General features: G+C 64.8%; 6 protein-coding genes. 2 read left to right on the top strand and 4 right to left on the bottom strand.

What is annotated here, in order from left to right; all coding sequences use genetic code 11:
• Both VK804_RS20445 and VK804_RS20440 read left to right on the top strand, forming a co-directional pair.
• The coding region (locus VK804_RS20445; RefSeq protein ID WP_325373579.1) for a lysylphosphatidylglycerol synthase domain-containing protein at window positions 1-505 on the top strand (505 nt) is incomplete at its 5' end.
• 31 nt (window positions 506-536) lie between these two features.
• Complete coding sequence (locus VK804_RS20440; RefSeq protein ID WP_325373582.1) at window positions 537-1,547, top strand: glycosyltransferase family 4 protein; 1,011 nt, start codon at window positions 537-539, stop codon at window positions 1,545-1,547.
• 7 nt (window positions 1,548-1,554) lie between these two features.
• On the opposite strand, the gene VK804_RS20435 is transcribed toward VK804_RS20440, so the two are convergent.
• The 4 genes from VK804_RS20435 to rfaE1 all read right to left on the bottom strand — a co-directional run bounded on the left by VK804_RS20435 (window position 1,555) and on the right by rfaE1 (window position 7,536).
• Window positions 1,555-2,760, bottom strand: coding sequence for a glycosyltransferase family 4 protein (locus VK804_RS20435; RefSeq protein WP_325373577.1), 1,206 nt, complete (start codon window positions 2,758-2,760; stop codon window positions 1,555-1,557).
• A 9-nt stretch (window positions 2,761-2,769) separates the two neighbouring features.
• Window positions 2,770-4,704: a nucleoside-diphosphate sugar epimerase/dehydratase gene (locus VK804_RS20430; RefSeq protein ID WP_325373576.1), complete on the bottom strand. Its 1,935-nt coding sequence runs from the start codon at window positions 4,702-4,704 to the stop codon at window positions 2,770-2,772.
• An 82-nt stretch (window positions 4,705-4,786) separates the two neighbouring features.
• Window positions 4,787-6,067: an O-antigen ligase family protein gene (locus VK804_RS20425; RefSeq protein WP_325373574.1), complete on the bottom strand. Its 1,281-nt coding sequence runs from the start codon at window positions 6,065-6,067 to the stop codon at window positions 4,787-4,789.
• Window positions 6,064-7,536, bottom strand: a complete 1,473-nt coding sequence (gene rfaE1 / locus VK804_RS20420) for a D-glycero-beta-D-manno-heptose-7-phosphate kinase (protein ID WP_325373572.1) — start codon at window positions 7,534-7,536, stop codon at window positions 6,064-6,066. The genes VK804_RS20425 and rfaE1 overlap by 4 nt, the downstream gene beginning before the upstream one ends.
• Window positions 7,537-7,590 lie beyond the last annotated feature (54 nt).

Raw genomic sequence — 7,590 nt, 5'->3', positions numbered from 1 at the left:
GCTGTTGTTCGTCGATCTCGCGGCACTGGCGGGCGGCGTGGGATTCCTGGTTCTCGGTCGATTGAATTGGCCCTGGCTGGAGCGCTTGTGGGGAATGCACCATCTCCACGCCTGTGCCGTGATCGCCAACCGGGTCCTGTTCAACCGCCAGCGCGGACCCAAGATCGCGGTGCTGTCGCTGCTGGTTCACGTTCTCGCCGTCGTCATTGCCTGGTGCGTGGTGCAATCGATCGCGGCACCCGTCGTGTTCGGCCAGGTGTTTCAACTGGTGCCGCCGGTCATGCTGATCACCATGCTGCCGATCTCGATCGCGGGCTGGGGCGTGCGCGAGGCCACCATGGGGCTGGCGTTCGGATATGCCGGGTTGATGGCGAATGAAGGCGTCAACGTCTCGCTGCTGTTCGGCGCGGTGTCCTTCATCGTCGGCGCCTTCGGCGGACTGGTCTGGATTTTCAGCGCCGAAAAGGCCGCGCAGCGCTCGGCGCCCATCGGGGTTCCGGAGTAACCGCCGCATTGGATACGCCGCATTGGATACAATGACGAATTCCGAATTGCTGCTTTCGATCCTGGTCGTCGCCATCGCCAGCGTGGTCTCGGCGGCCATCACCTGGGCGATCCGGCCGCTGCTGCTGCGGTATACGCTTGCAAAGCCGAACGCGCGGTCGTCGCATCGCGTTCCCACGCCGCAGGGCGCGGGCGTCGCGGTGATCGCGGCCACGCTGCTGGTCGCGGGCATCGTCCTGGCTTACGCTGTTCCGGCACCCGCGAATTTCCCGGTCGCAATAGCGGCGGCGACCCTGTTCATCGCGATCGTGGGATTCGCCGACGACATCAAATCCATTCCGGTTTTACCGCGGCTGTTATTGCAGGTGCTTGCGGTCGGCGCGATCCTGTTTGCCGCGCCCGGCGATGCGAGGGTGGTTCCGGCCTGTCCGCTCTGGATCGAACGCGGCCTGCTGCTGCTCGCCGGCCTCTGGTTTGTGAACCTGGTCAACTTCATGGACGGGCTCGACTGGATGACCGTCGCCGAGGTCGTGCCTATCACCGCAGCGATGATCATGCTTGGGGCGCTCGGTGAACTTCCGGTGACGGCGACCATCGTCGCCGCGGCGCTGTGCGGCGCGATGCTTGGATTTGCGCCCTTCAACCGCCCGGTGGCAAAGATCTTTCTCGGCGACGTCGGCAGCCTGCCGATCGGCCTTCTACTCGGCTGGTGCCTGTTGCAACTCGCATACAGCCAGCAATTCGCCGCCACCCTGCTGCTGCCGCTCTATTACCTGGCGGATGCGACGGTAACGCTGCTGCGCCGGCTGGCGAGGGGCGAGGCGTTCTGGGCGGCGCATCGCTCGCATTTCTACCAGCGCGCCACCGATAACGGCTTTACGGTGCTCGCCGTGGTGCGCGAGGTGTTCGTGCTCAATGTCGGGCTTGCGGTGCTGGCGATCGCCTCGACCTATGCGCATTCGGCCGCGATCGATGTCGCGTTCCTGATCATCGGCGGCGTTGGCGTGGCGCTGACGATGTTCCGCTTTTCGCGGCCGGCGTAGTCGCAATTCATCCGTCGTTTCGCTGCAGTCCCCGAACGAGCAGGGAATAGCTCGCCATCGCATCGGCGAAGTTGAAATGCCGCGCGATTGCGGCCGCCCGTTCGGCCCGTCTTGGGTCGTCCGACTGAGAGGCTCGGCGGATGGCCGCGGCAAGTTCGCCGGCGTCACCGGGCGGGACCACCCAGCCGATATCATGTTCGCTCACCGTCAGCGCCGCCTCGGCGTCGGGTTCGGAGACGAGAATGACGGGACGGCCGACCGCCAGCAGATTGTAGAACCGGCTCGGCACCGACACGCCGGCAACGTCCCTGCGATAGGGAATGAGCCAAACGTTCGCGGCCGACAGGAACTCTTCGAGGTTCTCGTCCTCGACGCGGTCGACCAGCGTCACATTCGGTAAATTCGCTTCGGATTGCATCTGCTTCAGCCGCTCGAACCCCATCCCCCAGCCCGAGAGCAGGAAATGAATATCCGGATCGTCCAGCAGCAGTCGTGCCGCCTCAAACACGATCAGGGGATCGTGGGTAAAACCGAGATTGCCCGACAGCCCCACCACGAAGCGGGCCGGGTTCGCGCGACGATAGCGGTTATCGGGCGCGACCGCCCGCACGCCGGGAGCGAGCGTCGCCCAGTTCGGAATGAACCGGATTTTGTTGGGCGTTATCCCCCGGTAACGCGAAAGCAGTTTTCCGGTATCGCGCCCGATGACGACCACGGCATCGAGCGCGCGAAACATCAGCGCATTGGCGAGCCGCATGGCGCTTGCAGCCATCGATGCCGGTTTCAAAAGACCGGCCATGACCAGCACGTCGGGATAGAGGTCGTGCATGATGAGGGCCGATCGCGCGCCCTTCAGCCGGGCGGCGGCGGCGACCGCATAGGGCAACATGAACGGTGCGGTGACCGTCAGCGCCACATCGCCGCGCCGCAAGTTCCGCAATGCCGCCATGAAGGCGCGCAGCGTGAAGCATGCTTCGGCGGCGGCGCGCTTGATCAGGGCGGCTTTCTCCGCCATCCGGTTCCTGATCTCGACGACCACAGGCCGGCGCGAGGCCGTGGCGGCACCGGTCGCCGATCCCGGCGTCCCCGACAGCACCAGCACAGACGCATCTTGCGCGAGATGCTCGGCGATATCAGCCATGATCGCCGCCGTCGTGCTCAAGTCCGGCGGATAATGCTGGCTGACGATGACGACTTTTCCAAATCCCGGCATCAATCGCTTTCAGGCCGCTGTTGACCCGAATTCCGGCACCGCATCCTGCAATACGGCCCGGATGGTGCTCCGGTCGTCGCGCGCGATCGCCTGCTCGAGTGCGGCGATCCACTTCCGCAGCGCCTGCATCGGCGGCTCGTTCGGCTTGGCCGCCATGATGCCGGCGACCCCGATCTCGACGGTCGGCTCTTCGGTCGCGAACAGGATTTCGTTGAGCCGCTCGCCCGGCCGCATGCCGGTGAAGACGATGTCGATGTCATGGCCCGGCTGCAGGCCAGAAAGCCGGATCATGCGCTCCGCCAGATCGACGATCTTGACCGGCTGTCCCATGTTGAGGACGTAGACCGAAACATCCGGACGAACCGGCGCCAGCGCGTGGGTGGCGGCCATGATGACGAGATCGCAGGCCTCGCGGATGGTCATGAAATACCGGACCATGTCGGGATGGGTGACCGTCACCGGGCCGCCGGCCTCGATCTGCGCCTTGAATTTCGGCACCACCGAGCCGTTCGACGCCAGCACATTGCCGAACCGCACCGAGATCAGCCGCATCCTCGGCCTGGTGCCCGGTTGCGACGCCAGATCGTGATCGAGCGCCTGGCAATACATCTCGGCAAAGCGCTTGGTGAGGCCCAGCATCGAGACCGGCTCGATCGCCTTGTCGGTCGAGATCATCACCATCGCCTCGGCGCCCGCGGCAAGCGCGGCGTCCGCGACATTGATCGATCCGAAGATGTTGGTCTTGACGCCCTCGCTCCAGTCGCGCTCGAGGATCGGCACATGTTTCAGGGCGGCGGCGTGAAACACGATGTTCGGCTTGAACTCTCCCATCAGCCGCGTGATGCGATCGCGGTCGCGAATATCGGCGATCCGCCCTTCGATGACGGCGCCGGTCTGGTGCGCGGCGAGCGCTTCGGTGACGGCGTAGAGCGCGGGCTCGGAATTCTCGATCACCAAAAGTCGCGCCGCGCCGAAGGTGGCGACGCGGTCGCAGATCTCCGAGCCGATCGAGCCGCCGCCGCCGGTGACGATGACCGCCTTGCCCCTCACCAACGCTTCGAGCCGTCCGTAATCGATGTTTTCGCTGGGGCGCAGCAGCAGGTCCTCGACCGCGACATTGGTCAGCCGCGGCGTCTCCCCACTCTCCAGCGACGGCAGGCGGCTCACAATCAGCCCGAGCCGGCGCGATCGCATCAGGACCGATTCGGGCCGGGCGTCGGGCTCGAACGCCGACGGCGTCATCACCACGCGCGCGATCGGCTTGTTGCGCCTGGCGTAATCGCCGATCACATCCTCGATGTCGTCGATTCCGCCCAGCACCGGGATGTTGCGGATCGACTGGCCGCGGTCGGCCGGCGACGGCGACAATACGCCGACCGGCCAAAGATGCTTGACCGCCCCGCTTTCAATGCCGCGCAGCAGGATTTCGGCATCCGCGGCACGGCCGATCAGAAGCGCCGGCGAGGCGCCCTCGCTGCGGGCATGATAGCGGGTGCGCGAATAGCGGAAATAGCGGTAGGCGAAACGCAGGCCGCTGAGAAAGAACACCTCGAGGAAAAAGTAGAGGATGATCGTCGTCTTGCCGAGGAAGAACGGGGTCTGAAGATTCTGCGTCACCAATGTGCTGTGAACGTTGGGCGCGACGAAGATATAGTCGAGCACCAGCAGTGCCACGGTCAGCACGCTCGCGACGCGCAGAATATTCAGCGCGTCGGGCAGCGAAATGAAACGCCATTTCGTGGTGGTGAGATTGAAGAAGTAACAAACCACCACGCTGAAGGCCACGAAATACGGCAGGATGCGCAGCAGCAGCGGCAGGCGATCGAAAAATGCGTCGCCCTCGAAGCGCAGATAGAAGCTCGCCAGCACCGCAAGCGCGGTCGCGATCGCGTCGTGCGCCGCGATCAGGAAATTGCGCAAGGTCAGATTTGAGAGACGCATCATTTCGCTGACCGGTAACAAACGATCCTGGGGCTGGCCCGTTGCAAGGCCGCTGATAGCTCATCTGGCGCGCGCATGCCAGCCATCATGGTCCCGCGGACTCGCGCGCGACCGAAGCCTGCGAACGCGCAGCCAGCACCATGCTGCCGGCGATGCCGACGCCCAGCACGTACATCCATCCCTCGTTGAAATCGAACAGATGAGAATTGAACGCGGAGGTGAAGATATTCTGCAGCACCACCATCAATCCGATCCAGGCCGCCAGCCCCTCGCCGCGGAACAGCGAAAGATGCACCAGCCACATCGCAAACAGCAGGACAATGCCGATCGCCCCCCACTGAATGCCGACGCTCAGCGTCTGGTTATGCGGATTGGCAACGACCTCGGCGGCGGCGCCGAATTGGCCGACGGCATCCTCCTCGAACAGCGCACGGATCGAGCCGGTGCCGTGGCCGAACAGCGGGGCCTCGGAAATGAACCGCAGCGATTTTTCCCAGAACATCAGCCGCAGGCCGATCGACGTCGGGATATTACGCTCCTTGTAGAGCTGATAATCCCTCAGGAACGTCGCGGTGGTCCGGCGCAACGGCGGCGATGTCGCCCACGCCAGACCGCCCAGCACGGCCGTCGCGCAGCCGATGATGACGATACTGCGCCATTTCAGGTGAAGCAGCGCGAACACCGCGAGCATCAGGGGGATCGTCACCAGCGCGGTCCGCGACACGCTGACGAACAGCATGTTGACGACGAAACTGAGCGATAGCGCAGCGAGCAGCGTCGCCGGCCAAATTCTCCTCGCCCGCAGCAGGCCGATGACGGGATAGGCCAGCGCCACGGCGCACAGCGCGAATTCCTGGCTCTGGTCGATATAGTTCTTGACCGGAACGCCGTACTCGGCCCCGGACTTGAGCGCGAGCCTCGGGTCGAACGCGACGATCCAGGACATCGCCATCAACGCCGCGCAGGAGGCGAGAAAGGCGATGAAAACCTGTCTGCCGCGCGCGGAGCGTTCGAAATGATAGAACAGGACCGGCAGCATCAGGAATTTTGTCGAAGGGCCGACGGCATAGAACCGTTCGGCCCATGACACGTTCGACCACAGCGTTCCGGCGAGCGCGAGCGCCAACAGCGCGATCGGCAGGGCGCAGACCGGACGTTGCAGCGATCGCAGGAAAGCCCTGACGTCGAAGAACGGCGCCATCGACACCAGAAACGCCGCCGCGGAGATCGACGCCAGCGAGGTCGACCAGGGCAGCGCGACCGCGATCAGGATTGCGAAAACATCTGCCGTCGTCGACCACGCGGCGGGATCGTGCCACCGTCGCGGCGACAACGCCGGTAGTTGTTCCCTCGCCAGCGCGCTCACGCCCGGCCTCCGCGCGCGCGTTTGACAAGCGATGTCGTGCTGAACCCCGGCAGGATGTCGACCAGCAGCACTTCGCCACCACAGGCTTCGACGATCTCGTGGCCGACCACCTGCTCGCGGCTGTAGTCGCCGCCCTTCACCAATACGCTCGGCCTGATCTCCGTGATTAGCCGGATCGGGGTGTCCTCCTCGAAGATGGCGACCAGATCGACCGCCTCCAGCGCCGCCAGTACTTCGGAGCGCGCCTGCTCGTCCTGCACCGGCCGCCCCTCGCCCTTCAGCCGTTTCGTCGATGCGTCGCTGTTTAGCCCGACGATCAGCCGGTCGCAGGCGGCGCGCGCCGCGGTCAGGACCTTGACGTGGCCGGGATGCAGGATGTCGAAGCAGCCATTGGTGAACCCGATCCGCAAGCCCTGCTTGCGCCAATCCGATAGATGCGCGGCAAGATCGCCACCCGCGGCGATGATTTTCTCTTCCGCCGCGAGATAGGCATGCGGCAGGATTTTTCGCCGCAGTTCCGCCGATGTCACCGTGGCGGTGCCCTTCTTGCCGACCGCGACCGCGGCCGCCGCGTTTGCGATCCGCAGCGCGGTCTCCCAATCGGCTCCCGCCGCGAGGCTGACCGCGAGGGCTGCGGCGACGGTGTCGCCAGCGCCGGAGACGTCGCGGACCTTGACCGGATGCGCCGGGACGTGAATGGCCTCGCCGTTGCGCGGCACCAGCGTCATGCCGTGCTCGCTTTGCGTTACCAGCATGGCCTCGCAATCGGCCAGCTGGATGGCGTCATGGGCGGCGTCGGCGATGCTTTTTTCACTGTCGGCGCGGCTGCGGGTGGCTTCGGCGAATTCCTTGCGATTGGGCGTCAGCAGCGTCGCGCCGCGATAAATCGCAAAGTTGGCGCTCTTGGGATCGACAATGACGCGCTTGCCGAGTTTTCGCGCGGCGTCGATGATGTTGCGGATCACCCGCGCAGTCAAAACGCCCTTGGCGTAGTCGGACAGCAGCACGATGTCGGCGAGCGGCAGGCATGGCAGCGTGACGTCGATCAGTTGCTGCTCGATCTCGGGCGAGGCCGGCTGCGCCAGCTCCCAGTCGGCACGCAGCATGTGGGTCGAGAAATGCTCGGAGACGAAGCGCACTTTTCGGGTCGTCGGCCGCGCGAAATCGCTTACCAGCACGCTTTCGATGAGGTTCTGCTGGGCCAACTGGGCTCGCAGTTTCTCGCCGGCATCGTCCTCGCCGATCAGGCCGACGAAGATGCAGCGCGCGCCGAGCGAAGCGATGTTGCGCGCGACATTGCCGGCGCCGCCGATCTCGACCGCGCTGTGCCTGACCGCGAGAACCGGCGTCGGCGCCTCGGGCGAAATACGCGTGACTTCGCCGTAGACGAAATCGTCGAGCATGACGTCGCCGACGCAGAGAACGGTCTGCCTGGATACCAGCTTGAGGGCTTCTTCGAAATCGAACATGGCTGTTTGTCGCGCTTGACCAGTGGTGACCCGACGACCGTGCTCAGCGATAGC

Source organism: Bradyrhizobium sp., from assembly GCF_035484855.1.
GTDB lineage: Bacteria > Pseudomonadota > Alphaproteobacteria > Rhizobiales > Xanthobacteraceae > Bradyrhizobium.
The sequence above is the reverse complement of the archived record's forward strand: the minus strand, read 5'-3'. Positions and strand labels throughout refer to the sequence as shown.

Coding starts and splice junctions, on each gene's coding strand:
- VK804_RS20440 (WP_325373582.1), top strand. CDS start 537: ATGACGAATTCCGAATTGCTGCTTTCGATCCTGGTCGTCGCCATCGCC.
- VK804_RS20435 (WP_325373577.1), bottom strand. CDS start 2,760: ATGCCGGGATTTGGAAAAGTCGTCATCGTCAGCCAGCATTATCCGCCG.
- VK804_RS20430 (WP_325373576.1), bottom strand. CDS start 4,704: ATGATGCGTCTCTCAAATCTGACCTTGCGCAATTTCCTGATCGCGGCG.
- rfaE1 (WP_325373572.1), bottom strand. CDS start 7,536: ATGTTCGATTTCGAAGAAGCCCTCAAGCTGGTATCCAGGCAGACCGTT.